The 24,548-nt window shown below is 63.6% G+C and carries 17 protein-coding genes and 1 pseudogene; 8 read left to right on the top strand and 10 right to left on the bottom strand.

Features of this window, described 5'->3' with window-relative positions; genetic code table 11:
• Positions 1 to 13 precede the first annotated feature (13 nt).
• The 3 genes from GDN70_RS07470 to GDN70_RS07460 form a co-directional block, all read right to left on the bottom strand.
• Positions 14 to 961 (bottom strand): fatty acid desaturase, encoded by a 948-nt coding sequence (locus GDN70_RS07470; RefSeq protein WP_152102347.1) that lies wholly within the window; start codon positions 959 to 961, stop codon positions 14 to 16.
• On the bottom strand, positions 958 to 1,986 hold the full coding sequence (locus GDN70_RS07465; RefSeq protein ID WP_152102346.1) for an alpha/beta fold hydrolase: 1,029 nt from the start codon (positions 1,984 to 1,986) through the stop codon (positions 958 to 960). Before GDN70_RS07465 ends, GDN70_RS07470 begins: the two co-directional genes overlap by 4 nt.
• Before the next feature lie 155 nt (positions 1,987 to 2,141).
• Positions 2,142 to 2,945 carry an MBL fold metallo-hydrolase gene (locus GDN70_RS07460; protein WP_095424650.1) on the bottom strand — a complete coding sequence of 268 codons (804 nt, stop codon included), beginning with the start codon at positions 2,943 to 2,945 and terminating at the stop codon, positions 2,142 to 2,144.
• A 152-nt stretch (positions 2,946 to 3,097) separates the two neighbouring features.
• Between GDN70_RS07460 and GDN70_RS07455 the strand changes: the two genes are divergently transcribed.
• Both GDN70_RS07455 and GDN70_RS07450 read left to right on the top strand, forming a co-directional pair.
• Positions 3,098 to 4,300, top strand: coding sequence for an MFS transporter (locus GDN70_RS07455; protein WP_038950105.1), 1,203 nt, complete (start codon positions 3,098 to 3,100; stop codon positions 4,298 to 4,300).
• A gap of 130 nt (positions 4,301 to 4,430) precedes the next feature.
• Positions 4,431 to 5,444: an AraC family transcriptional regulator gene (locus GDN70_RS07450; RefSeq protein WP_244611330.1), complete on the top strand. Its 1,014-nt coding sequence runs from the start codon at positions 4,431 to 4,433 to the stop codon at positions 5,442 to 5,444.
• Positions 5,445 to 5,481: 37 nt separating this feature from the next.
• On the opposite strand, the gene GDN70_RS07445 is transcribed toward GDN70_RS07450, so the two are convergent.
• Together GDN70_RS07445 and GDN70_RS07440 are read right to left on the bottom strand one after the other, a co-directional pair.
• Positions 5,482 to 7,095: an acyl-CoA synthetase gene (locus GDN70_RS07445; RefSeq protein ID WP_152102345.1), complete on the bottom strand. Its 1,614-nt coding sequence runs from the start codon at positions 7,093 to 7,095 to the stop codon at positions 5,482 to 5,484.
• 65 nt (positions 7,096 to 7,160) lie between these two features.
• Positions 7,161 to 7,928 carry a FadR/GntR family transcriptional regulator gene (locus GDN70_RS07440; RefSeq protein ID WP_152102344.1) on the bottom strand — a complete coding sequence of 256 codons (768 nt, stop codon included), beginning with the start codon at positions 7,926 to 7,928 and terminating at the stop codon, positions 7,161 to 7,163.
• A gap of 164 nt (positions 7,929 to 8,092) precedes the next feature.
• Between GDN70_RS07440 and GDN70_RS07435 the strand changes: the two genes are divergently transcribed.
• The 4 genes from GDN70_RS07435 to GDN70_RS07420 all read left to right on the top strand — a co-directional run bounded on the left by GDN70_RS07435 (position 8,093) and on the right by GDN70_RS07420 (position 14,488).
• Positions 8,093 to 9,298: an ABC transporter substrate-binding protein gene (locus GDN70_RS07435; protein WP_152102343.1), complete on the top strand. Its 1,206-nt coding sequence runs from the start codon at positions 8,093 to 8,095 to the stop codon at positions 9,296 to 9,298.
• Positions 9,299 to 9,537: 239 nt separating this feature from the next.
• On the top strand, positions 9,538 to 10,605 hold the full coding sequence (locus GDN70_RS07430) for an HlyD family secretion protein (protein ID WP_152102342.1): 1,068 nt from the start codon (positions 9,538 to 9,540) through the stop codon (positions 10,603 to 10,605).
• Positions 10,602 to 13,373, top strand: coding sequence for a ribosome-associated ATPase/putative transporter RbbA (rbbA, locus tag GDN70_RS07425; protein WP_173015767.1), 2,772 nt, complete (start codon positions 10,602 to 10,604; stop codon positions 13,371 to 13,373). The genes GDN70_RS07430 and rbbA overlap by 4 nt, the downstream gene beginning before the upstream one ends.
• Before the next feature lie 2 nt (positions 13,374 to 13,375).
• Entirely contained in the window at positions 13,376 to 14,488 is a 1,113-nt protein-coding gene (locus GDN70_RS07420) for an ABC transporter permease (RefSeq protein ID WP_038950110.1), read from the top strand.
• 8 nt (positions 14,489 to 14,496) lie between these two features.
• Here the strand turns inward: GDN70_RS07420 and GDN70_RS07415 are convergent, their stop codons facing one another.
• The 3 genes from GDN70_RS07415 to GDN70_RS07405 all read right to left on the bottom strand — a co-directional run bounded on the left by GDN70_RS07415 (position 14,497) and on the right by GDN70_RS07405 (position 19,603).
• The gene (locus GDN70_RS07415; RefSeq protein ID WP_038971306.1) at positions 14,497 to 14,985 is read right to left on the bottom strand and encodes a DUF2059 domain-containing protein; all 489 of its coding nucleotides are present in this window, start codon (positions 14,983 to 14,985) and stop codon (positions 14,497 to 14,499) included.
• Positions 14,986 to 15,014: 29 nt separating this feature from the next.
• Entirely contained in the window at positions 15,015 to 16,229 is a 1,215-nt protein-coding gene (locus GDN70_RS07410) for an OpgC domain-containing protein (protein ID WP_152102340.1), read from the bottom strand.
• Between the two features lie 317 nt (positions 16,230 to 16,546).
• Positions 16,547 to 19,603, bottom strand: coding sequence for an AAA family ATPase (locus GDN70_RS07405; protein WP_152102339.1), 3,057 nt, complete (start codon positions 19,601 to 19,603; stop codon positions 16,547 to 16,549).
• A 263-nt stretch (positions 19,604 to 19,866) separates the two neighbouring features.
• On the opposite strand from GDN70_RS07405, the gene GDN70_RS07400 reads away from it, so the two are divergent.
• A complete protein-coding gene (locus tag GDN70_RS07400) occupies positions 19,867 to 20,358 on the top strand; it encodes a hypothetical protein (RefSeq protein ID WP_152102338.1) in 492 nt (163 codons plus the stop codon).
• A gap of 120 nt (positions 20,359 to 20,478) precedes the next feature.
• On the opposite strand, the gene GDN70_RS07395 is transcribed toward GDN70_RS07400, so the two are convergent.
• On the bottom strand, positions 20,479 to 21,375 hold the full coding sequence (locus GDN70_RS07395) for an alpha/beta fold hydrolase (protein WP_152102337.1): 897 nt from the start codon (positions 21,373 to 21,375) through the stop codon (positions 20,479 to 20,481).
• Between the two features lie 697 nt (positions 21,376 to 22,072).
• Positions 22,073 to 22,996 (bottom strand): annotated as a pseudogene (locus GDN70_RS07390) (methyl-accepting chemotaxis protein); the annotation flags it as partial.
• A gap of 491 nt (positions 22,997 to 23,487) precedes the next feature.
• Here GDN70_RS07390 and GDN70_RS07385 point away from each other — a divergent pair.
• A complete protein-coding gene (locus tag GDN70_RS07385; protein WP_038944656.1) occupies positions 23,488 to 23,958 on the top strand; it encodes a MarR family winged helix-turn-helix transcriptional regulator in 471 nt (156 codons plus the stop codon).
• Positions 23,959 to 24,548: the final 590 nt, after the last annotated feature.

Below are 24,548 nucleotides of genomic sequence, written 5' to 3'. Positions count from 1 at the left end.
GTTTTGCGTTTGGTTAACGGCTCCTCAGATTCCGGCGAAACCAGGCCCAGGTTTCGCGCGTCGTATGGATGTAGCCGCGGCCGCGATAAACGATCTCACCGTCGACGATCTCGTTCAGCTTCGGCAGTGCGTGAAACGGTATCGAGGGATAGGCGTGGTGCTCGACATGGTAGGGCATGTTCCACGCGAACCATTTGACCACCGCAGCGGTGTAGGTGGTGCGGGTGTTCTGAAAAGCACTGCGAGTGCGCTCGCAGCCGGTATGCTCGGCATAGAGATAGGGCCGCAGGAACAACTGCCCAATAACAAGCGGGACGAGCCAGACCCAGAGCAGCAGCGCTGACGAGAACCACAGCGAGAGCGCGAGCAGCAGGACATAGACCGCGACATAGATACGCGCCTCTCTCACGATGACGGCGCGCTTGTTTTCGGGGATCCAGGGCACGGTGACCTTTCCGGTGACCGCATGGCCGAGCATCAGCCGGAGACGGCCGGCGACCTGGAGCAGGCCGCTATAGGCGATCGCGAGCTGCGTGTCGGATGTCGGTTTCACCCCGACGATCAGCTCGGGATCCTTGTCCGGATCCTGGGTGTAGCGATGATGATCCCAGTGAAACAGGCAGTAATATTCGTAAGGCAATCCGATGAGGAAGGCCGAGAGATAACCGACGACGAGGTTGAGGCTGCGGCTTTTGAACGCGGTCTTGTGCGCGGTCTCGTGCACCGCCATGAACAGGAAGGCGACGACATAGCCCTGCACCGCCATCAGCGGCAGCGCCCAGAGCACGCCCCAGGTCGACGAAACCTTCCAGATCAGCGTGCCCACCAGCACGATCACGCCATAATGGCCGAGGCTCTGCGCTGCGCCTCTGACATCGGAGCGGGCCGACAATTCGCGCAGCATGGCGGGCGTTAGCGGCTTCAGGCGATGGCCGGACTCTGAAACGGCTGTGTCGGTCATGATCGGTTGCCTGCCTGCTTGCCAAGTAGGTCCGCGATTTCGGCCTTGATGAAGGCCTGGTCGCGCGGATTGCCAACGGGATTGCCGGCGCGATGGCCATGCAGCGACGGGATCGGATGCAGCACCGCGGATTTCGCGTTGACCAGTCGGCCGAGCTCGTCCTCGTTGTCGCGGACATCGAAATAACGGTCGGTCGCGCCCGGCATCAGCAGCATGTGCGCCTTGATCGCCGCCAGCGCCCGATCGAAATCGCCAGCGAAGCTCGCACAGCGGCTGATGTCGCCGTTCTGCCAGATGCCGATCTGTGCCAGCAGATCATTGGCGTCGCGCCGGGCAAACGTCGCGTCCCAGACGCGGACGAGGTAATCTTCCAGCGAGGTGAAGCCGGCCTCGCGCCAGAGCTCATCGCGGTAGAAGCCGTGCGACATCGCCCAGCCGGCATAGACCCGCCCCATGGCACGATAGCCGGCGACCGGTTTCTCGGCGAAGCGGCCGTCGCGGAAGGCGGGATCGGCGGTCAGCGCGGCCTTCACGCTTTCAAGGAAAACGTAATTGTAGGGCGCGCAGCGGGCACTGCCGCAGACCACGGCTGCACGCTCGACCATGTCGGGGTGCAGCGCCGCCCAGTGATACGCCTGCATGCCGCCCATCGACCAGCCATAGACGAGGGCCAGCTTTGAAATGCCGAAACGCTCGGTGAGGAGCCGATGCTGGACCGTAATCGCATCGTGATAGGTCACCTCGGGAAACGGCGCCGCGGTATTCGACGGCGAGGACGACAGGCCGTTGCCGAACAGGTTCGGGATGACGATGAAGTAGCGCGTGGGATCGAGCACGCCGTCCGGGCCGATCAGCCACTCGGTGTCAAAATGCTGCGCGCTGAACGAGGTCGGATAGAGGATGACGTTGTCCTTTGCAGCGCTCAGCGTGCCATAGGTCTTGTAAGCAAGCTTCAGCGAAGGGAAAACGGTCCCGGACTGGAGCACAACTTCGCCAGCCTCGAAGATCTCGTAGTGCGCCGTCATGAACCGAACTCCGCTTACGCGGCCGCAGAGCGCCGCGGCTTCCACGATGCATCGATCATGCCGGGCTCGCAGCTGCGTCATTGCAGCAGATTTATAACTGTACTTATAGTACAGTTATTCGAGGCCGGCAAGATAAATCAGATCCGCTCGCCGGCTCAGGCGATGGCGGCGACGTAGCGCTCCACTGACGCCGCGAAGGCGGCCTTGGCGCCGCTGGCGATGTTGCGGCCCCACCAGGCGCCATAGATGCGATCGAAGGCGAGCGGCTCGACGGCGGCCGCAATCCGCCGCACCGCAGCTGCATTGAGCGGCATGTAGTTGGGATAGGAATACATGAAGCTGACGAAGCGGCGGTCCATCGTCACCTGGGCGATGTCGCCGGTGAGCAGCGCGCCGCTGCCCTCGGCACCGCGTTGCCAATGCAGCATGGTGGCGCCGGCGAAATGACCGCCGGTGCGTAGCAGCAGCACATCGTCTGAGATGCGGTGGCTCTCGCCGGTCCAGTGCACGATCGAGGGATGCGGCCGCGTGACGAAAGCGCGATCGTCGGCATGCAGATAGACCGGCACGCCGCCAAAGGTATCGCTCCAGTCTGCGACCGCGCCGTAGTAATGCGGATGCGAGATCGCGATCGCCTTCAGCCCGCCGAGCGCCGCCACGTACTGGATGGCCTCATCGGTCGCGAGCGGAATGCAATCCCACATCACGCAGCCGTCGCCCTGAGGCACCAGCAGCGCGCGCTGTCCGATCGCGAAGCTCGGCTCCAGGCCGATCCCGGTGAGGCCAAGATCGTCGCGTCCCACCAGTCGATGGCCCCGCGCGAGCTCCTCGCGCGTAAGAAAGGTCTGCCCCTTCCAGTTCACGAACTGCCGTTCATCCTCGCAGATCACGCAGGAGGCGGGCGGATTTCCGACGTTCGGGAATTGCGCGCCGCAGGTTTCGCAGGTCCAGAGAGGCATGACCAGAACTCCGTGGGAAGATCGCAGGATGACATTGCGACCGCGCTTTCGGCAAGATCGGAACCAACGCGCCCAGCGCTCGTTACGTTCAGGTCCACGCCGGAAGGATGGTCAAGAGGATCGCGACACACGAAGAGCATGTTTAGGTATCGATGACATCGCGGCCTCCCTCCTCGTCCCGTATCTGGCCTCTGTTCGCGCTCAACTTCTTCATGGCCGACATGCAGTCGGGCATTGGGCCGTTCGTCGGGGTCTTCCTCCAGGAGCGCGGCTGGGCGACCGGGTTGATCGGCACCGCGATGACGATCGGCAATGTCGCGGGCATGCTGGTCACGACCCCGATCGGCGGCTTCATCGATTCCAGCCGCAACAAACGGCTATGGGTCGTCATTCCCGGCATCTGCGTCGTTCTCGCCTCCGCCATCATCCTGATCTCGCAAAACTTCTGGGCGGTGACGTTCTCGCAAGTGGCGCAATCGCTGGCGAGCGCCGCCATCGTGCCGGCGGTAACAGGCATCACGCTCGGCATCGCCAAGCAGAAGGGGTTCAACGCGCTCAACGGCCGTAATCAGGCCTTCAACCACGCCGGCAACATGGTCGGCGCGGCATTGTCCGGCTATCTCGGCTACAGGTTCGGCTATGTCGCCGTGTTCGTGCTGGCGGCCGTGTTCGGCGCCATCGCGATCGCCTGCGTGATGATGATCCCCGCCAAAGCGATCGACGACCGTGCCGCACGCGGCAGCAAGGAAGACGACTCCAAGGCTCCGCCGGATGCGATGACGATGCTGCTCAAGCACAAGGCTCTGCTCGTGCTGGCACTCGCGCTCGCGGTCTTCCACCTCGGCAATGCCGCCATTGTACCGCTCTACGGGCTTGCGGCCGTGGCCGAGGGACAGGCCAACGGCCCAAGCTTCGTCGCGACCACCGTGGTGATCGCGCAAGGCGTCATGATCGTGACCTCGCTGATCGCGATGAAGGCCGCGAGCAAGCGCAACTATTGGCCGGTGATCCTGGTGTCCTTCATGTTCCTGCCCGTCCGCGGCGTGCTGGCCTTCTTCGTAACGGGATGGTGGGGCGTCATACCGATGCAGGTGCTCGACGGTATCGGCACCGGCCTGCAGACGGTCGCCGTTCCCGGTATGGTAGCGCGCGCGCTGAACGGCAGCGGCCGCATCAATCTCGGCCAGGGCGCCGTGATCACGGTGCAGGGCATCGGCGCCAGCCTCAGTCCCGCGCTCGGCGGCTGGATCGCGCAATGGATCGGCTACGGGCCGACCTTCCTGCTGCTCGGCGGCTTCGGCCTCGCCTCAATGGTGCTGTGGCTGGCATTCGGGGCGGCAGTGAAGAAATTCTGAGGCTCGCCGCCACTCGAACGCCACGGCGCAAAGTGCTTTTGCAGTCCACGCACATGGGGACTGCGGCACCTGGTCGCGGTCTCTGGGCGCCGTTGCGAGTGGCTTATCACGCAATCCGCCGCTTTTGCCGTTGCGGCGCACCGGCCTGACGATACAACCTGCCATAAACCGTCAACACCTGCGCTTCCGATCGATGATCCAGCCACAACTCTCATTCGATGGCGACCCGAATGGCCCGGCCTATGAAAGATGGCGCGAGCAGTTTTGCCGTCAGGTGGCCAACGTCGATTTCGTGCCGGTCGGAGAAGGGCGCGTTCACCGAACCATTGCGCCGGCGATTCTTCCCCGCATCAGGCTCTCGGCCTCGTTCGGCTCGCCGATGTCTTTCGTGTCGTTGGGGACCAACGACGAATTGGTGATTACGATGTCGCCCAATTCGGCGCTCAGCGGGGCCATGGGAAAACGCCCGCTGGAGATCGCCGCGGGCGACGTTACGATCGGCGATCCCTCGATCAAGGGCGCGCACATCACTCAGACAGGGTTTGGCAATTTCCAGACTGCGCTGTTGCCGCGCAAGGCGCTGCTGCGCGCGTGCCCGAATGCAGAGGATTTGATTGCACGCTCAATCCCCGGCGCCAATCCGATCACATCGATGTTCCTGCGCTATTATGATCTCGCGCATGAGTATGCCGACAAGCTCGGCCCCGCGGAGCTGGACGCGGTCTCGCAGCACCTGTTCGACCTTTCGGTGCTGATGATCGGAGCGCGCGGCGATGTCGCCGAGCAGGCTCGAATGCGAGGCCTGGCGGCAGCGCGTCTCGAAACCCTCAAGTCCGACATCCTGGCGCAGCTTGACAGCCCCGCGCTGTCGCTCACCGTCCTTTCAGCCGCGCACCGGATCAGCCCGCGCACGATCCAGCTATTGTTCGAACAGGCCGGCATCACCTATAGCGGCTTCGTGCTGGAGCAGCGCCTGCTGCGTGCCGAACGCCTGCTGCGAAATCCCGCCATGCGCATGCGCAAGATCATCGAAATCGCGCATCTCGCGGGCTTTCACGACGTATCCTACTTCCATCGCGCATTCCGCCGCCGCTTCGGACAGACGCCCGACGACGTCAGGAAGCTGGCCGGCGACGCCGGCTAGCGAACTCGATCACGACGCAGCCAAAGGCCGCCCGGCCTTACGCGCCAAAATTCTTCTGGATCGCCTTGTCGAGCGTCTCGCCGCCGACGAAGCGCTGGCGCAGTTCGCGCTTGAGCAGCTTGCCGCTCGGATTCTTCGGCAAGGCATCCACGAAGATGACGCGCTTGGGCACCTTGAAATGCGCCATCTGGCCGGCGCAGTGCTTGATGACGGCGTCCTCGTCCAGCTTTTCGCCGCTCTTGACCACGACGATGGCGGTGACCGCCTCGATCCAGCGCGGATCGGGCAGGCCGACGACGGCGACCTCGGAAACCGCCGGGATACGATATACCATCTCCTCGACCTCGCGGCTGGCAACGTTCTCCCCGCCGGTCTTGATCATGTCCTTGACGCGATCGACCACGGTGATGTGGCCCTCTTCGTCGACGGTGGCGAGATCGCCGGAGTGAAACCAGCCGCCGGTGAATGCCGCCGCGGTCTTCACGGGATCGTTGTAATATCCGGACAATAGATGCGGCGAACGGTGCACGATCTCGCCGACCTCGCCGACCTCAACGTCTTCCATTGACGTGTTGACGACGCGCGTCTCGACATTGAGCACCGGCTTGCCTGCCGAGCCTGCCTTGCGCAGCTGGTCCTCCGGCCGCAGCACGGTCGCGAGCGGCGCGATCTCGGTCTGGCCGTAGAAGTTCCAGAATTTTACGGCGGGCAAGCGGCGCTGCAGCTCGAGCAGAACTTCCACCGGCATGATCGAGGCGCCGTAATAGCCCTTCTGCAGGGACGACAGGTCGGACTTGTCGAAATTCGGCGAGCGCAGCATCGCGATCCAGATCGTCGGCGGCGCGAAGAACGAAGTGATCTTGTGGGCCTGGATCAGCGCCAGGATGTTGTCGGCGGTCGGCTTGCCCGTGATCACCCCGGAGGCGCCGAGATACACTTGCGGCCCCAGAAAGACGTCGAGCTGAGCGCAGTGATAGAGCGGCAGCGCGTGCAGGAACTTGTCATCCACGCTCATGCCGCCATCGATGATGCAGCTGACATACTGCCACATCACCGCTTCATGGGTCAGCATCGCACCCTTGGGCAGCGATTCGGTGCCCGAGGTGTAGACGATCTGCGCGAGATCGCGGCTGTCGACCGAGGCTTCCAGGAATGAGCCGTCGGAATGAAGTAGATCGTCGAAGGTGGTGAGGCCCGCCGGCGCCGACGCGGGATCCTCGCCCGGCAGCCAGATCGTCTTCTCGACGGCGCAATCCCTGGCGCTGGCCGCGCGCGCGGGCTCGACGAAGTCCGGCCCCGCCGCGAGCAACTTTGCGCCGGAGCTTTTCAGGATGAAATTGATCTCGTCCGGATTGAGCATGAAGTTGATCGGCACCAGCACCGCGCCGATCCGCGCCACCGCGAAGCGCAGCGCGGCGAAGGCGTGCGAATTGCGCGACAGCACCGCGAGGCGATCGCCCTTCTTCACGCCGAGCCCGAGCAGACCGCGGCCGAGCCGGTTGCAGATCGCATCCATCTCGGCAAAGGTCCAGCTCACATCACCGCAGCTCACCGCAAGCTTGTTCGGCTCACGGCCCGCCGAGCGGCGCAGGAGATCGCCGATGGAATGTTCGCGCGCTTTCGAGATGGTGGCTGCGGTGTCGCCGGTCATGTGTCCCTCCGTGTGATGTCTGATTTGTTGAATTTCTTGTTTGAAATCTTGCGTCTTGTTTTGCGCTACCGGCGCCGGGCCGCCTGCGCGTGCTCCATGTACATGTGCTCGACCGAGCGATCGAGCGAAGCAATCTTCTCGAAGCCGCGGCGCCAGTCCTGCAAATGCCGGCGAGTCCAGAGCACGCCGGCCTCGCGGTCGCGGTCGCGGATCGCGTCAATGAGATGGCGGTGCGCCGCGACGAGACGCGGGCCGCCTTCGGTGACACCGGTCACGATCATCTCGGTGGTCGGATAGAACAATTGCGCCGCGGGCTCGCGCGCGAGCTGGAGCACGCGGTTTTGCGAGGCTTTTGCGACCAGCACGTGGAATTCGGCATCGCATTCGGCCAGCAGCGCGGGATCGCCGACCACGGCCTCGCTGCGCGCGAGATTGCCGGCGAGCTCGGCGAGATTCTCCTCGCTCGCACGCTCCACCGCGCCCTCGATGCTGGCCACCTCCAGCGTCATCGAGGCCTCATAGAGCTCGCGGAACGTTACCTCGTGCAGGACCAGCGCGCGGCTGAGACGGCTTGCGAGTTTGCTGTAGCGCGGCAGGCAGGCGTGCAGGCGGCGCGAGGAATCGCGCCGGATCAGCCCCCCCTCCTCCAGCACACGGATGCCCTCGCGGATGGTCGAGCGATTGACGCCGAACTGGCGGACCAGATCGTGCTCGGTGCCGATGGGATCGCCGGGCTTGATGCGGCCATTGACGATCTCGCGCTCGATGGCGTCGGCGACCTTCTGATAGGCCGGCGCGACATCGATCGGTCGGAACAGCGGCGCGACAGGCAAATCGGCCTCCAATGGTGATTGTCGGACAAAGTATAAGCGTCGCCGCAGAATGCGTCAAACTGCGCCATTCCTGCGAGAGGGGCAACAAATTGACTCTGCCGGAACCGAGTTCTAACTTTGTCGGACAAAGGGCAGAATAGTCCCGCTCAAGAGGAAACGTATCCATGAGATCTATCGCAGCACTCGTGTCTGCGGCCGGCTTGCTGTCGGCTGCCCTGATCACCCCCGCCTCGGCCCAGCAGGCGCCGCTCAAGATCGGCGTGCTCTCCGACTTCTCCTCCGTCTATTCCGACATTGGCGGCATGGGGAATGTCGAGGCGACCAAAATGGCGATCGAGGATTTCGGCGGGCAGATGTTCGGCAAGCCGATCGACATGGTCTCGGCCGACGTGCTCAACAAGCCCGACGTCGCCTCGACCATCGCCCGCAAATGGTGGGAGACCGAGGGCGTCGACATGATCATCGACCTGCCGACGTCGGCGACCGCGCTTGCGGTGATGGAGCTGTCGAAGCAGTACGAGAAGATCATGATCGTGACGGATGCGGCCAGCTCCGACATCACGGGAAAATCCTGCTCGCCCTACACCGCGCACTGGACCTACGACACCTACGCCAACGCGCACACCGTCGGCAGCGCCATCGTCAAGAACGGCGGCGACACCTGGTTCTTCCTCACCGCCGACTACGTGTTCGGCCATTCGGTCGAGCGCGATACCGGCGATGTCGTGAAGGCTGCGAGCGGCAAGGTGCTCGGCAGCGTCAAGCATCCGCTCAATACCGCCGACTTCTCCTCGTTCCTGCTTCAGGCCCAGGCCTCCAAGGCCAAGATCATCGGCCTCGCCAACGGCGGCGGCGACACCATCAACGCGATCAAGCAGGCTGGCGAGTTCGGCATCGTCGCCGGCGGCCAGAACCTGGCCGCGATCGTGATGTTCATCTCCGACGTGCACAGCCTCGGCTTGAAGCTCGCGCAAGGCCTGATCATCACGGAGGCCTATTACTGGGATCTCAACGACAAGACCCGCGCCTTCGGCAAGCGCTTCCTCGAGCGCGTCAAGCGCATGCCGACGATGAACCAGGCCGCCACCTACAGCGCGACGCTGCATTACCTCAAGGCCGTGCAGGCCGCCGGCACCAGGGACACCAAGACGGTGATGGCGAAGATGCGCGAGCTGCCGGTGAAGGACGCCTTCACCGACAACGGCGTGCTGCGCGAGGACGGCCGCATGGTGCACAGCATGTACCTGTTCCAGGTGAAGAAGCCCGAGGAATCCAAAGGGCCGTGGGATTACTACAAGCTGCTCGCCGAGGTGCCCGCCGACCAGGCGTTCCGGCCGCTGAAGGATGGCGGCTGCCCGCTGGTGAAATAGGGCGGCCCGGATCGAGCCGATAGCAATCCGTTCAGCAATCCTCGCTCGTCCGCTTGCAATCACGGCGGACGAGCGGCGACGCAGAGCCCAAATTTGAGGCAGATACGCCTCGCGCCTCCGTCTGATCTGCATCAAGTTGCGATGCAAAATTCGCTGCAATGTTGAGCCTGCCTTTCCGCACCATCAGCGGCCGGGTTCGTGTCTCAACAGTGGGCGCCGCCTCACGGCGTTTTGATCAAATGAACTTCACTCCGGGTCGCGTCATCGCCGCGATCGCCGTCCTCTTTGCTGGCGGCGGCTATTACTATTGGCAGCACCGCGATACCAACACGCTGCCTGCAGGCTTCGCCCGCGGCAACGGCCGCATCGAGGCAGTCGAGATCGACATCGCGACCAAGACGCCCGGCCGGATTCGCGAGATCCTGGTCAACGAGGGCGACTTCGTGCGCGCGGGCCAGATTCTGGCGCGCATGGACACCGAGCAATTGCAGGCCCAGCGCCGCCAGGCCGAAGCACAGCTGCAGCGCGCGTCCATCAACGTCGAGACCGCCAAGAGCCTGGTGAACCAGCGCGAAGCCGAACGCAAGGCCGCCGAGGCCGTGGTCGACCAGCGCATCGCGCAGCTCGACAGCACCAGCCGCAAGCTCGATCGTTCCGAACAATTGATCAGAACCAGTGCGGTATCGCAGCAGGTGCTGGACGACGACCGCTCTGCCAACGCCACGGCCAAGGCGGCGCTTGCCGCGTCCCACGCTCAGGTCGCGGCATCCGAGGCCGCGATCAACTCCTCCCGCGCCATGGTGATCGACGCGGGCGCTTCGGTCGACGCCGCGAAGGCCGCGATCGAAAGCATCATTGCCGACCTCAATGACAGCGTGCTGAAGGCGCCGCGCGACGGCCGCGTGCAGTATCGCGTGTCGCAGCCCGGCGAGGTGCTCGCCGCCGGCGGCCGCGTCCTCAACATGGTCGATCTCGGCGACGTCTACATGACGTTCTTCCTGCCGACGGCCGAGGCTGGCCGCGTCGCGATGGGCGCCGAGGTTCGCCTCGTGCTCGACGCCATCCCGCAATATGTGATCCCCGCCAAGGCCACCTTCGTCGCCGACGTCGCGCAATTCACGCCCAAGACCGTCGAGACCGAGGAGGAGCGTCAGAAGCTGATGTTCCGCATCAAGGCACATATCGCGCCCGAGCTGCTGCGCCAGCACATCGAGCATGTGAAGACCGGCCTGCCCGGCATGGCCTATGTGCAGCTCGATCCGGCCGCACAATGGCCCGACAATCTCAAGATCAAGCTGACGAGATGAGCGCGACTGCCACAGCCGATGCATCGGCTGCCGCCGGCAGCGTGGTGCATCTGGAAGGCGTGGGCCTGAGCTATGGCAAGGCCCGGGCGCTCGATGCCATCACGCTCGACCTGCCGTCCGGCTGCATGGTCGGACTGATCGGCCCCGACGGCGTCGGCAAATCGAGCCTGCTGTCGCTGATCGCCGGAGCCCGCGCGATCCAGGACGGACGCATCCACGTGCTCGGCGGCGATATGGCAAGCTCGCGCCATCGCCGCAACGTGTGCCCCGACATCGCCTATATGCCGCAGGGGCTCGGCAAGAATCTGTATCCGACACTGTCGGTGTTCGAGAACATCGACTTCTTCGGCCGTCTGTTCGGACACGACAAGGCCGAGCGGCACAGGCGGATCGCCGGCCTGCTGCGCGACACCGGGCTCACGCCCTTCGCCGACCGGCCGGCGGCAAAACTCTCCGGCGGCATGAAGCAGAAGGTCGGCCTGTGCTGCGCCCTGATCCACGATCCCGAACTCTTGATCCTGGACGAGCCGACCACCGGCGTTGATCCGCTGTCGCGCCGCCAGTTCTGGGAATTGATCACCTCGATCCGCGATAGCCGGCCCGGCATGAGCGTGATCGTCTCGACCGCCTACATGGAAGAGGCCGCGCAGTTCGACTTCCTGATCGCGATGAATGCCGGCCGCGTGCTGGCGACCGGAACGCCTACCGAGCTCAAGCGGCAGACCGGCGCGGATACGCTCGATGACGCCTTCATTCGCCTTTTGCCCGACGCGGATCGCAGCAACTACACCAATGTCGTCATCCCGCCGCGCGCCGAGGACCATGACGAGATCGCGATCGAGGCCGACCACCTGACCCGACGGTTCAACGGCTTCGTGGCCGTCGACGACGTCAGCTTCCGCATCAGGAAGGGTGAGATCTTCGGCTTCCTCGGCTCGAACGGGTGCGGCAAGACCACGACCATGAAGATGCTCACGGGCCTCCTGCCGGTGAGCGAAGGCACCGCGCGGCTGTTCGGCAAGACCATCGATGCCGGCGACATGTCGGTGCGGCGGCGCATCGGCTACATGTCGCAGGGCTTCTCGCTCTATTCGGAGCTCACGGTCGCGCAAAATCTCGATCTGCATGCGCGGCTGTTCGAGCTGCCGGCGGAGACCATCGCCCCGCGCATCAGCGAGATGATCAGCCGGTTCGACCTCGCCGACGTTACCGAGGCCCTGCCCGATGCGTTGCCGCTCGGGCTGCGGCAGCGATTGTCGCTGGCGGTCGCCATGATCCATGCGCCCGACATCCTCATCCTCGACGAGCCGACCTCCGGCGTGGATCCGGTCGCCCGCGACCGCTTCTGGCAGATCCTCGCCGAGCTCTCCCGCAAGGACAACGTCACCATCTTCGTCTCGACCCATTTCATGAACGAGGCCGAGCGCTGCGACCGGGTCTCGCTGATGCATGCGGGCAAGGTGCTGACGTCGGACACACCCGCGGCGATCGTGGCCGCACGCGGCACCGCGACGCTGGAGCAGGCCTTCATCGCCTGCCTGGAAGAGGCGATCGCGGATAAGGCGGAGCCGGCCGGCCAGCCTGCGATCGCATCGCCCCTACCGGCCGCGACAGCGCAGCCGCCACGCAAGCGCGGCGCGACGTTCAATCCGACCCGCATGCTCGCCTATTCCCGGCGCGAGGCACTCGAACTGCGGCGCGATCCGATCCGCGCCACGCTCGCAATCCTCGGCAGCGTGCTGCTGCTGTTCGTGCTCGGCTATGGCATCAGCATGGACGTCGAGAACCTGACTTTCGCCGTGCTCGACCGCGACGACAGCGCGATCAGCCGCGATTACAGCCTCCAGATCGCGGGCTCGCGCTACTTTACCGAAAAATCCCCCATCACCGACTATGCCGATCTCGACCGTCGCATGCGCGCCGGCGAGATCGGGCTTGCCATCGAGCTGCCGCCGGGCTTCGGTCGTGACGTCAGCCGCGGCCGCCATGTCGAGATCGGCGCCTGGGTCGACGGCGCCAATCCGACGCGGGCCGAAACGCTGCGCTCCTACGCCCAGGCGATCCACGCCACCTGGCTCGCGCAAAAGGGCCGCGAGCTCTATGGCGAGGCGGCGATCGCCGGCGCCTATCAGCTCCAGCTGCGCTACCGCTACAATCCCGATGTCATCAGCGTCGTCGCCATGGCGCCGGGCATCATTCCGCTGCTGCTGATCATGATTCCGGCCGTGCTCGCCGCGCTCGCGGTCGTGCGCGAGAAGGAGCTCGGCTCGATCGTCAATTTCTACGTGACGCCGGTGACGCGGCTGGAATTCCTGCTCGGCACGCAGCTGCCCTATGTCGTGCTGGCGTTCGGAAATTTCCTCCTTCTCGTCGGCTTTGCCCTCGTCGTCTTCCGTGTCCCCTTCACCGGGAGCTTTCCGACCTACGCGCTCGCCGCGCTGCTCTACGTCACGGCGACGACCGGCATGGGGCTGGTGATCTCGGCCTTCATGAGCAGCCAGATCGCGGCCCTGTTCGGCACCGTTCTGGTCACGCTGATTCCGGCCATCCAGTATTCCGGGCTGATCGATCCGGTTTCCTCGCTGCAGGGACTTGGTGCCCTGGTCGGGCGGCTCTATCCCACCACCTATTTCGTCACGATCTCGCGCGGCACCTTCTCCAAGGGCCTGGCGTTCGACACCCTCCACAACGATCTGCTGGCGCTCGCGATCATGGTCCCCGTCCTGGTGATTGCCGGCGTGATGCTTCTGAAGAAACAGGCCCGCTGACCATGCGCTTCGACAATTTGTTTCAGCTCGGCATCAAGGAATTGCGCGGCCTCGTGCGTGACCCCATGCTGCTCGTGCTCATCGTCTATTCCTTCACGCTGGCGGTCTATGCCGGCGCGAAGGCGCTGCCGGAAACGCTGAACCGCGCCGCGATCGCGGTCGTTGACGAAGACCATTCGCCGATCTCGACCCGCATCGAGATGGCATTCACGGCGCCCTACTTCTCCGTACCGCGCATGATCTCGCAATACGACATGGACCGGCGGATGGATGCCGGCCTCGATACCTTCGCGCTCGACATCCCGCCTGACTTCCAGCGCGACCTGCTGGCGCGCAAATCGCCCACGATACAGCTCAACGTCGATGCGACCCGCATCTCACAGGCGTTCAACGGCGGCGGCTATATCGAGCAGATCGTCAGCGCGGAAGTCGCGGAGTTCCTGGCGCACACGCGCAATGCCCAGACCGCGCCGATCGAGCTGACGCTGCGGGCGCGATTCAATCCGGAGCTGAAGAAATCCTGGTTCGGCGCCATCGACCACGTGATCACCTCGATTACGATGCTCTCGATCATCCTGACCGGCGCGGCGCTGATCCGCGAGCGTGAGCACGGCACCATCGAGCATCTGCTGGTGATGCCGGTCACGCCATTGGAGATCATGGTGAGCAAGGTCTGGTCGATGGGCGCCGTGGTGCTGGTCGCCTCCGCGCTGTCGATCGCCTTCGTCGTCAAGGGCTGGCTGGAGGTGACGATCGACGGCTCGCTGGCGCTGTTCCTCGTCGGCGCCGCGCTGCAGCTGTTTGCCACCACCAGCATGGGCATCTTTCTCGCCACCGTCGCCGGCTCGATGCCGCAGTTCGGGCTGCTGCTGATCATGATCCTGCTGCCGCTGCAGACCCTGTCGGGCAGCATGACACCGCGCGAGAGCATGCCGCAATTCGTCCAGGACATCATGCTCGCGGCGCCCAACACGCATTTCGTGATGCTCGCCCAGGCGATCCTGTTCCGCGGCGCGGGCCTGGAGGCCGTGTGGCCGCAGCTGGTCGCGCTCGCCGTGATCGGCAGCGTCTTCTTCGTGATCGCACTGCGGCGCTTCCGCGCGTTCCTGGCTTAGCCCGCGGCTCAGAGCTTGTGCCCCTTCTGGCGCAGCGCCTCGATCAGGCGCTGCTTCAATTCGTCGGCGGCCTTCTGGCTGACATCCTGGCCTATCTGCGCACTCGCCTGCGCCAGCGCATCCGACTTCTCCAAGAACTTCTTCCCGGCCGGCTGGGCATAGAACGCCTCGATCTGGCGCAGCTCGTCCACGCTGAAGCTTTGGGCATAGAACGCCGCGATCTGCTCGACCATGGACGCAACGAACGGAGCATAGATCTCGGAGCCGGGTGCCGTCACCGCATCGTAGTCGCGCTCGATCTCCGGCCTGTCCTGCGCGACCACGGGCCGGAGCTTGAGCAGGAGCTGCGGCAGCAATGCGCGGTACTGATCGGCGATCTTCAAGGTGACGACGAGCTTGCGCGCCGCGCTCATCGTCTCCGGCGACGGCGCCTGCGCCGATGCACCGCAGACGAGAAACAGGAGAGCGCCGGCGATCGTCAACAAACGTTTGGACATTGGGCTCTCCAGGACATGCGGACGATGCTTCAGCGGCTCGCGGGAGCCGCGCCGGCGGTCGCGGCCTGCGCGCTCTCGACCATCTCCGGCTCCTCGACCTCCGTCACCTTCACGAACAGGTTCGGCACACGCTCGGCGCGGTCGAGCAGCCAGGCCGCGCCGACCATGATGACGATGCCGACGATGGAGACGGCGAGTTGCTCCCAGATGCCCCTGGTGTACTGCGTCAGGATCCAGTGCGCCGAGAACGACAGGAACACGCCGAGGCAGAAGATCGGCAGCGAATGCTGGCCGCAGAGGATCACGGGGCGCAGCCAGACCCCATGCAGCGCCCGCCATTTGCGCGAGAGGAAGTGGGTGACCCAGATTGCCAATGCCAGGAAATGCGTGAAGCGCAGCATGTCGAGATCGGTCTTGTCGATCGGGTAGATCGCCTTGATCATCCATTTCGGGATCAGCGCCTCGAGCGCTGGGACGTGCCAGGTCATCACGATCAGCAGCGCGAACACCAGCCAGGCCGCGGCCAGACCCATCGCCGCCCTCGACCACACCCACCTCGCGATCTTGTCGATCTGCCCGACGCCGCACCAGGCCGCAAACACGAACATCAATTGCCAGCAGAACGGGTTGAAGTACCAGGTCGTGCCGGGCGGGTAGGAAGCGACGTTCCAGTTGAACCAGCGCGACAGCACATAGAGCACGACCGAGGCGGCGAGCGTCAGGTTGGGCCGGCGCACCAGGCACCAGACGATGAAGGGCGAGGCGAGCACCAGCGTGATGTAGAGGGGCAGCACGTCGAGATTGACCGGTTTGTATTTCAGCACGATCGCCTGCCCGATCAGCTCGTCCGGATGCGCCAGGAAGTTGAAAACGTTGAACTCGTGCTGGTACATCGGATTGTCGAAGCGGCGCGCGGTGCGGGCGATCTGCGCGGTGAACAGCAGAAACAGCATGATGTGCGCGACATACAACTCGGCCGCACGCCGCCACAGCCGCTTCATCGCGGCGAGAAACCAGCCGCCGGCGACGATCGGGCCGTAGATCCAGCCGACCAGATAGCCGGAGATGAAGACGAAGAACTCGGCGGCGTCGCTGAAGCCGTAATTGCGCAGCGTCAGCCAGGCCACGACGTCGTGCGGGATGTGGTCGAGGAAGATCATCCACAGGCCGATGCCGCGGAAGAGATCGAGCCTGAGGTCGCGCTCGACCGGCGCCAACAACGCTGACTGGTCCCGTGTGATCATGGCCCCGCCTCATCCGGTAGGCGTCGCGCCATGGCGGCGCCGGCAAAATGCGATGCTAAGAAATCGAGATCAAAAGTCACCTGGCCCTGCGGCTAGTCACCGACGGTAGCCCACCTTGGCGTCGGTGCAAGGGGTTCGTCACTGCGGTGAGCGAGGCTGCCTCTCGCAGCCGCCTGGAGGCGGCGCCCGATCAATTATGCGAAAACAACCCCATGCACAGTAGCTAACCCCTTGTGCTACCTACAAGATTCATTCGGCATTTTGGGCCGACGGTTCGGTCCCGCGGCGACAAGGTGCAGACCCGGCGGGACGCGGCGTCAGATGAGCTCGCTGCCCTGGGCGAGCACCTCGGTCAGCATCGCCTCGGCCTTGCGCTGGAGCGGCAGCGCGCCGCTTTCGGATGCGATCGCGATGGCCGCGCGCAGCGCGGTAAGGATGGCCGCCCTGCTCTCCGTACTGGAGATGGGCGTCACAACGGCTTCGCCGAACAGGGCCTCGGCCTCGAGGCCCGAAAACCCCTGCTGGCGGGCGGTGTTACGCGCCTCGCGCAGCATGTTCTGCGCAGCCCTGACATCGCCGAGGCGGCAGGTCGCGAGCGCAAGGTAGATCGAGCTGCGCAGCACCGCCGAGGTGTAGCCGACCGCCTTGGCCTCCTCGCGCGCCTCGGTCAGCATGCCGCGCGCCCGGTCGAACAGGCCCTGCTCCAGATAGGCCATGCCGAGGTGGCAGGCGAGCACCGGCACGAACAGGCGGATGCCGTGCTTCTGCGCCAGGACAAACCCGTCTTCGAGAATGGCGGCGGCAGCCGCCGGGTCGCCTCGACCGAGCATCAGCCAGCCGCCGCAATAGGCGGCGGCGACACGGTCGTAGGGGCGGCCGGTCTCCTCCGCGATCGCGGCGGCCTGTTGCTGGAGCTGCTCGGCGGCGTCGAGCTCACCCATGACGGTGTGGGTGATGCCGTTCATCATGCAGCAGAGGAGGAGCAAGGATCGTGGAGTCGTGCCGATCGGGGCACTCGATGCCGAGCCCACGAGACCGGCACGTGCCGCGGCCAGCATCTTCTCGGCGCTTTGATAGCGGCCGCAGAGAAAATAGGCCTGCCCAAGACCATATTGCGCGAGATTACGCCAGCCGGGATTGCCTGAGCTTTCCGCCAGACGCACGACCTCTTCCCCGATCGCGACAGCTTCGACCGGCGTTCCGTAGAAGTTCTGCGCGCCCGCTCTCACGGTCATGGCCGCGATCTTGCGCCCGATGTCGTCGATTGCATCGGCGCGCCGTTCGGCTTCGCGTCCCAGATCCAGGGCTTCGGCGACGCGCCCCGATCCGGCAAAGGCCAAGCGCGCCTCCATCCGGAGATCGATGGCGTCCACTTCTCGCGCTTGCGTCACCGGGGTCTTGTCGAGAGACCCCATTGCGATCTCGAAATAGTCGACCGCGTCGGCATAGGCTGAGCGCACCAGACATTTTCGAGCGGCGCTTCTGCCATGGTGAAACGCCTTCTGCCAATCCTTCGCCCTCGTCGCGTGATAGCAGAGCGCGTCCGGCCCGTCGTTCGATGCCTCGTCGTCCTCGAGCGCTGCGAGGATGCTGGCATGGATGCTCTCGCGCACCTTTTCGACCATGGAATCGTAGGTCACCTGCCGGACCATCTCGTGCCGAAATTCGAGCGAGTCCTCCAACTCGCTATCGATCCTGACGAGCAGTTCGGCCCGGTCGAGCGCGGTGAGGCAATCCTGCAGCACGCCTTCCGGCAAGGCCGCGATCTTCCGGAGCAGGGCCTGGTTTGTCCGGGGACCAAACGCCGCGGCGATCTGCAGGAGCGATCGTTCCTGTCGTGACACGCGATCGAGCCGCGCCGCGATCACACCTTGGATGCTGGTGGGAATGCCGAGCTCTTCCACGGGACGCGCAAGAGACAGGTCGCCCCATTGACCGAGGAGCATGCCGCTATCCTTCAGACTGCGGCAGACTTCCTCGATGAACAGCGGAACGTTGGCGGTATGGGAGATGATCCGGTTCTTCAGATCCGCGTTGGTGGTGGCGGGGCCGAGCATTTCGGCGAGCATGGCCAAGCCCGAATCGTCGTCGAGGGGCCGCATGGCCACGATCTCTGCGTGACAGCGCGCAATCCACACCGGCATCCCGTTGGGCCGCGTGGTCAGCAGCACGAGCAAATCGGGACATTGCAGCGCGGAGAGCGTGGCCATGACCGTATCGCTGGCCCGATCGATCCAGTGCAGGTCCTCGATCAGAAGGATCGTGCGCTGACGACGGGCGATGCTCTCGACGATCGCGCAGCTAGCATCTGAAATCGCGCGCCCGCGCGCGTGCGGCTCCAGTTCGTCCCATTGCGGATCGGAGATCGGCAGGTCCAGGACCGCGTCGATGGCCCGCTGCTGCACGGCCGGCAACGCCCCTCTGGGATCATCCGCCCTGGCCTGATCCCTTGCGGCCGACTCGAAGATCGACAGCAACAATCGCTTGAGGGCGCTGTACGGCGCGCCCTGGAGATTCGGACTGCACTCGGCATCGATCAGCCGCCAGCCGCTGGCGCGAAGGTCCTGCGCGAACTCGTGCGCAAGCCGCGACTTTCCGATGCCGGCGTCACCCATGAGCAGAACGGTCTGGCGGCTGGCGCTGACCCTTTCGGCCGCACGCCACAGCAAGGCCCGCTCCGTCGTGCGGTCGACAAATCGGGAAACACTGCGCGCACGCCGGACCCGCCAGCTCGAAAGATCGCTCGCACCCATGACCCGGTACACAGGCATCGGCTCGCCGAAACCGCGGAGCGTCTTGCGGCCCAGGAATTCGAAGCGGACGTGTCCATCCGCGAGCTTTTGACAGGCCTCAGAGACGTAGACCTGGTTCGCCTCGGCCGCCGCTTCCAGCCGCGCGGCCAGATGCTGGGCCGCCCCGCCGATCTCATAGACCTTGGAGAACTCGCTGGCGACCATGTAGGCGACCACATGGCCCGAGTGGAGCCCGACCCGGACCTGAAGACCGGGATCGCCCAGGCTGCCAACACGCCGGACGAGCTCGATGGCCGCGTGGCAAGCGAGCGGCGCGTGGTTGTCGTCGGCGATCGGGGCACCGAACACGGCGGCCAGCCCGTCTCCCAGCTCCTTGCTGACAATGCCACCGAACTGGCGCACCGCGCCTCTCATCGCCGCGAGAGCCGGCTCAAGGCGCGACACCGCGGCCTCCGGCTCCAGCTCGGCGACAAGTCCTGTGGAATCGACGACGTCGGCGCGCAAAATGGTCACGAACCGCCGTTCGCTGTCGGGCTCAACGCGCTCGCGGACCGCCGCTCCGCATTTGGAGCACCAGCTATCGCCCGGACCGATCGCCGACTGACACGCGAAGCAATGCATTCCAGCGCCTTCAAACGACTGCCTCAGCAGTCTTCGCTACCCGCGCCCGCGAGACGTTGGGCTTACATTACCAATAGGGGACTGCATGGCAATTAGGCTTGCGGGATACGCGACCTTACCGGATGGTAGCTCGCTGGACGAAGTACAGTCGTGGGTGGTAGCGTGCCTGCACACAACAAATTGTGTGATCGGCCGCCGCATCGCGCGTATTTGCGGCCACACGCTACGGTTTTTGACAAACAGACATATCGAGGAAAGAGGCGATGGCCGGACTGGTATATAGCGGCAAGGCATTTCGAGACTTGATGAACGCCAATTACTATCCCCTGGCGAACATGAAAAAGAGCGTCGCCAAGCTCAAGGCATCCGACGACATCGACCTGCCGACCCTGGAATACGGCCAGTACCATTTGATCTTGAACCCGCCGTCGAGGTGGCCGCAGGGCAGCGCCAAGTACTGGCACAAGGAGAAGGGCCGCGCCCGCGTCGACCTCAGCACCCAGCCAAACACGGTCCCGCTCTCCAAGGACGAGCCCGGCGTCATCCCGCTGACACGATGTGACCTGCTCGATGCCTGTGTGCGGAAATGCTTCAATTCCGAGCCGCCGATCCCGATGAAGACGAAGATCATCACTCACGCGGCAAGCGATGCCTATGCCCACCGACACGAGATCCGGTTGGAGTGGGAATACAAGAAAGGCTCGGACAAGCCGACGCTGCTGAACCTGACGATGGTCTGTCCGTACAGATCTTGAACATGACCCGAGCTCGCAGAAGCGGATGCTAGCAATGCTAGGCGTCCGCTTCGAGGCGCTGGCAGCGAGGCCTCGGTCTGCGCGCTAACACCCCGGCGCCGACGCGGGCTGGCATTGCTGCTACCGTCTGCCGAAAAACCGGTTCAATTCGTCTGCAGTCTGCTGCGAAAGCTCCTCGGGGAAGAAGTGTCCTCCATCGAGCGGCTTCCCTTGCACGTCATCGGCCCAGCTCCGCCAAAGCCCCAAGGGACCGCCCTCGCTCGCGTACCACGCGTTCAACGGGCCGCGACCACTCCAGAGAACCAGGACAGGGCAATCAATCCGCCGGCCGGAATTGCGATCCGCCAGATCGTGCTCGTGATCGATCGTTGCCGCCGCGCGATATTCCTCGCAGATCGCGTGAACATGCGCCTCATCGCGCAACGCCTCGACATAGGCTGCCCGGACCGCCGGACTGAAGCTGCCTGCTGCCGAACCCCAGCCATGGAGGGCATTGTCGACGACGGCGTCGGGAGCTGCGGACAAGAGCCGCTCAGGAAGAGGCGCTGGCTGCGCAAGCAACGACCATGGCCAATAGCCAACCGCCAATTTCTTGTCGGCGCGCTCCCAGGCATCGGCGATCGGAACGACGTCGAAAACGGCGAGCCGCTCCACGCGTTCGCCGTGGTCGAGTGCGAGCCGGTAAGCGACACGGCCACCGCGATCATGGCCGGCGACCGAGAAACGGTCGAAGCCAAGGCGCGTCATGACGGACACCATGTCCTTTGCCATCGCACGTTTGGAATATGGCGCGTGGTCGGGGCCTGAGGGCGGACAAGCGCTACGCCCATACCCGCGAAGGTCGGCGCAGACCACGGTAAATTGCTCAGCGAGCAACGGCGCAACGTCCCGCCACATCAGATGCGTCTGCGGAAATCCGTGCAACAGAAGCAGCGCCGGTCCCGAACCGGCCCGACGGATGAAAATCCGTGCTTCCTCCGCCTGAACATCGGCGGCCTCGAAATCCTCGAACTTCATTGGACCAGCCCTTCCGAATGACAGACGCCCGGAAAGCAAGTGCCGGATGGGCCCGGCGACAAAGATGACGCGCGGATCGAGACCGTGTTCCTTCAATCATGAGTGCTGTTGCGCGCGGCATGCACGCCCATGGAGCGGCGGCCCGTCATGTCCTATCCGAACCAGCACCAAAGAATCGCAGCTCCGCGCGATCGCCCCCCAAAAAAAATGGCCCGCGTGATGCGGGCCATTTTCGTCTCGGATCCGGTAAAATCCGAATTTGGTTGCGGGGAGGCGCAACCACCGATACCGACATTCGGTTCAAGTTGCGATCTGACCGAGCCCCCCGCCTCTCGAACGCGGTGGCCATCCTCTAAGCTATTGATTTCACTGATAGCAATAGGCGTTTCCGTCACGCTTTGTTCACGGTCGTTTCACCAATTCGTTGCGACGTTCTTGAGACCGCGACCCGTTGGGGCGGGATGGCACCTGCAACCGGGCATTCCTATGGAGCACAAGATAAAACTGTCAACCTCGACAGGGAAAAAGAAACATATCTCTTAAAAAAGGCGACCCAACGCATCAAAACATCCAATGGTCGCGTGATCATCACGTAAGAACTTCCCACCCAACGCCATGTGAAAGGCGGAGTTGCCTCGCGTTGGGCGCGGAGGTCTCAAGTGCCCACGAGCGATGCGCCGCTGGCAGGAACGTCCGGTCAGGCGGCTCGCATTTTGGTCAGAAATTGGTCTACCGCCGTACGCAGCATATCCGACTGATTCTCCAACCCGCGCGCGTTAGTGAGAACGTCGCCGGCTGCTGTACCGGTGGCGGCCGCAGCGGTGCTGACGCTGCCTATATGGCCTCTGATTTCGCTGGAACCCGCGGCAACGGACTGGATGTTGCGCGCAATTTCGCTTGTCGCAGCACTCTGCTCCTCGACCGCGGAGGAAATGCTCAGCGTGATGTCACTCATCCTGGCGATCGTTTGCGTAATTCCGTTAATGGCGAGAACTGCGTCGTTTGTAGTTGCCTGCATGGTCTCGATCTGCGCGGAGATCTCCTCCGTTGCCTTTGCCGTCTGATTGGCAAGCGCTTTAACCTCGGCTGCCACGACAGCAAATCCGCGTCCGGCGTCGCCGGCACGCGCCGCTTCGATCGTCGCGTTGAGGGCCAGGAGATTGGTCTGCGTGGCGATACTATGGATGAGCTGGACGACTTCGCCGATCTTTTCGGCTCCGCTTGCCAAGACCTGCACCGTAGCGTCTGTGCGCTCAGCGTCACCAACAGCTTGGCGCGCGACCTCAGTCGACTGCAACACCTGTTGCGATATCTCCCTTACCGACGCAGATAATTCTTCGGCGGCGGCGGCTACCATTTCGACGTTCCCGGACGCTTTTTCTGACGCAGCGTCGACGGTGGACGCGCGCAGACTAGCATCGCTGGCGGTCGTGGTCATAATATCCGCTGTGCCCTGCATATCGGCGGCTGAAGCGGCGACCGCACGAACGATGCCATCGACGCTTTGCTCAAAATCATTCGCAATGCTCTCCAAGGTGGCACGGCGCTCGGCAGCCGTGCGTCGTTGAGCTTCGGCCTCGACCTGCTCCAGCCCCCGAATGCGAATCGCGTTGTCCTTGAACTCGGCGCGTCCCGTAACCTTTTCGATCAGGTCGGACCGAACGGAACTCATGTTGTCAATCGCCGACATACGCAAATCCGATAGTACTTTGGCGCGCCGGTCCGTAAGGCGTGTAGCCAAGGCCCCGGGGAGCAATCTCAGGACACTACGACATTTATCACTTGTATGCAAGTGCTGCACTCGCTTGCAAGTTATGAGATGTCCTCTTCCCGTGATCGGAGGCAAGCCAGGAGCGAATCGGTCTAGCCCAGCGCGTGCGAGAATGGGTTTGCCTCTTAGGCGGAGCGGATTTCGATATGCGAACGACGGACGCATCGAAGCGAGCCACTGCCGGGGCTCTCAACGAAGCAAATCGCATTAAACAGAATGAAGTCGAACAAAGATGGATTTCCTAGGTCGGGAAATGTAGACAATCGGCCGGCACCGAAGACCTTCGGAGCTAGAAGCCTGTATTTCTTGAACTGAGGCAACCTACGGCAAGGAAGCAAAAAGTGGTGCAACCCAAGACAAAGCCGCGCGCGGCCGGGAAAGTGAAAGAAGCTATAGATTCGTACCGGCTGGATGACGCACCGGGCTTTTTGTTGCGAGTCGCGCTCCGTACTCACACGTCCATCTTTGCCGCTAAGATGATTGAAGAATTAACGGGGCCCCAATTCTCGACGCTAGCGAAATTGAAGGAGGTAGGTCCTTGCTCGCAAAACCACTTAGGACGGCTAATTCATTATGATTCGGCGACCATCACCGGCGTTATCAATCGCCTGAAATCTCGCGGCCTCATCAAGAGCTCCAAAGACCCTCTGGATCCGCGGCGACGCGAGATAGATTTGACCGAGAAGGGAAGACGGATAGCGGACGCAGCGATTGAAACTATTGGCGAGATTTCCGGCGAGACATTCGCTCCGCTGACCCAAGATGAATTTCGAGCGCTCACCGAAATCTTGAAGAAGATCATACGACGCTGATCAACCGGCTTCGAGCGGCACTAGATATCGTCAGCAGCCGAGAAAAAGGGCCCGGCGATCGCCGGGCCGAGTAGAGGGAGGAAAACGAAAGATCGCAAATCTTTCGCAGACGCCGAATGCGGAATTCGATCGCAGAAACCCAACGAACGACCTCCAGCAGCAATACTATCGTACATGTCAGACCGCATTTTGTGCTGAAGTCGGCACCTCTCCGCACCGTTTCCGGCATTTGACGGGTCGTACGATTTCGACAGCACGACAAAGAGCGCGCGCGAGACTTGGAAGGTCCCGATCACCAGGCTCCGCGCGTCCGGTAGTTCATTTCATCGCCCGGCTCCGATCTCGCAATGCCCGCACCGCCGTACCCGCCTCTGCAATTCAGAGATCCGAATCTCCTGCCAAGGGATGACTGCCGGTCCTCGTTGCGTCGATGAGTATCTATTCCTCTAATCTGCGCGTTGAATGAATCGTGCTAGTAACCCGAGGGGCTGTCCTCAATCGTCCCTACCTAGCGCGCGGAGTATCTTCCTTCTATAGCTCGCCAGGTCGAACAGGAGTCTTGGCACTCTTTTGAGCGCAATCGCCTTGCC

The organism is Bradyrhizobium sp. TM102 (assembly GCF_009176685.1).
GTDB classification, from domain to species: Bacteria; Pseudomonadota; Alphaproteobacteria; order Rhizobiales; family Xanthobacteraceae; genus Bradyrhizobium; species Bradyrhizobium ottawaense.
Note: the sequence above shows the minus strand (reverse complement) of the source record. Positions and strands in the feature narration are given on the sequence as shown.

What these genes read in the sequence shown, in the direction of transcription:
- GDN70_RS07410 (WP_152102340.1), bottom strand. Translation starts at nt 16,229, where the DNA reads ATGATCACACGGGACCAGTCAGCGTTGTTGGCGCCGGTCGAGCGCGAC.
- GDN70_RS07470 (WP_152102347.1), bottom strand. Translation starts at nt 961, where the DNA reads ATGACCGACACAGCCGTTTCAGAGTCCGGCCATCGCCTGAAGCCGCTA.
- GDN70_RS07465 (WP_152102346.1), bottom strand. Translation starts at nt 1,986, where the DNA reads ATGACGGCGCACTACGAGATCTTCGAGGCTGGCGAAGTTGTGCTCCAG.
- GDN70_RS07415 (WP_038971306.1), bottom strand. Translation starts at nt 14,985, where the DNA reads ATGTCCAAACGTTTGTTGACGATCGCCGGCGCTCTCCTGTTTCTCGTC.
- GDN70_RS07445 (WP_152102345.1), bottom strand. Translation starts at nt 7,095, where the DNA reads ATGACCGGCGACACCGCAGCCACCATCTCGAAAGCGCGCGAACATTCC.
- GDN70_RS07400 (WP_152102338.1), top strand. Translation starts at nt 19,867, where the DNA reads ATGGCCGGACTGGTATATAGCGGCAAGGCATTTCGAGACTTGATGAAC.
- GDN70_RS07395 (WP_152102337.1), bottom strand. Translation starts at nt 21,375, where the DNA reads ATGAAGTTCGAGGATTTCGAGGCCGCCGATGTTCAGGCGGAGGAAGCA.
- rbbA (WP_173015767.1), top strand. Translation starts at nt 10,602, where the DNA reads ATGAGCGCGACTGCCACAGCCGATGCATCGGCTGCCGCCGGCAGCGTG.
- GDN70_RS07420 (WP_038950110.1), top strand. Translation starts at nt 13,376, where the DNA reads ATGCGCTTCGACAATTTGTTTCAGCTCGGCATCAAGGAATTGCGCGGC.
- GDN70_RS07455 (WP_038950105.1), top strand. Translation starts at nt 3,098, where the DNA reads ATGACATCGCGGCCTCCCTCCTCGTCCCGTATCTGGCCTCTGTTCGCG.
- GDN70_RS07435 (WP_152102343.1), top strand. Translation starts at nt 8,093, where the DNA reads ATGAGATCTATCGCAGCACTCGTGTCTGCGGCCGGCTTGCTGTCGGCT.
- GDN70_RS07430 (WP_152102342.1), top strand. Translation starts at nt 9,538, where the DNA reads ATGAACTTCACTCCGGGTCGCGTCATCGCCGCGATCGCCGTCCTCTTT.
- GDN70_RS07405 (WP_152102339.1), bottom strand. Translation starts at nt 19,603, where the DNA reads ATGCATTGCTTCGCGTGTCAGTCGGCGATCGGTCCGGGCGATAGCTGG.
- GDN70_RS07460 (WP_095424650.1), bottom strand. Translation starts at nt 2,945, where the DNA reads ATGCCTCTCTGGACCTGCGAAACCTGCGGCGCGCAATTCCCGAACGTC.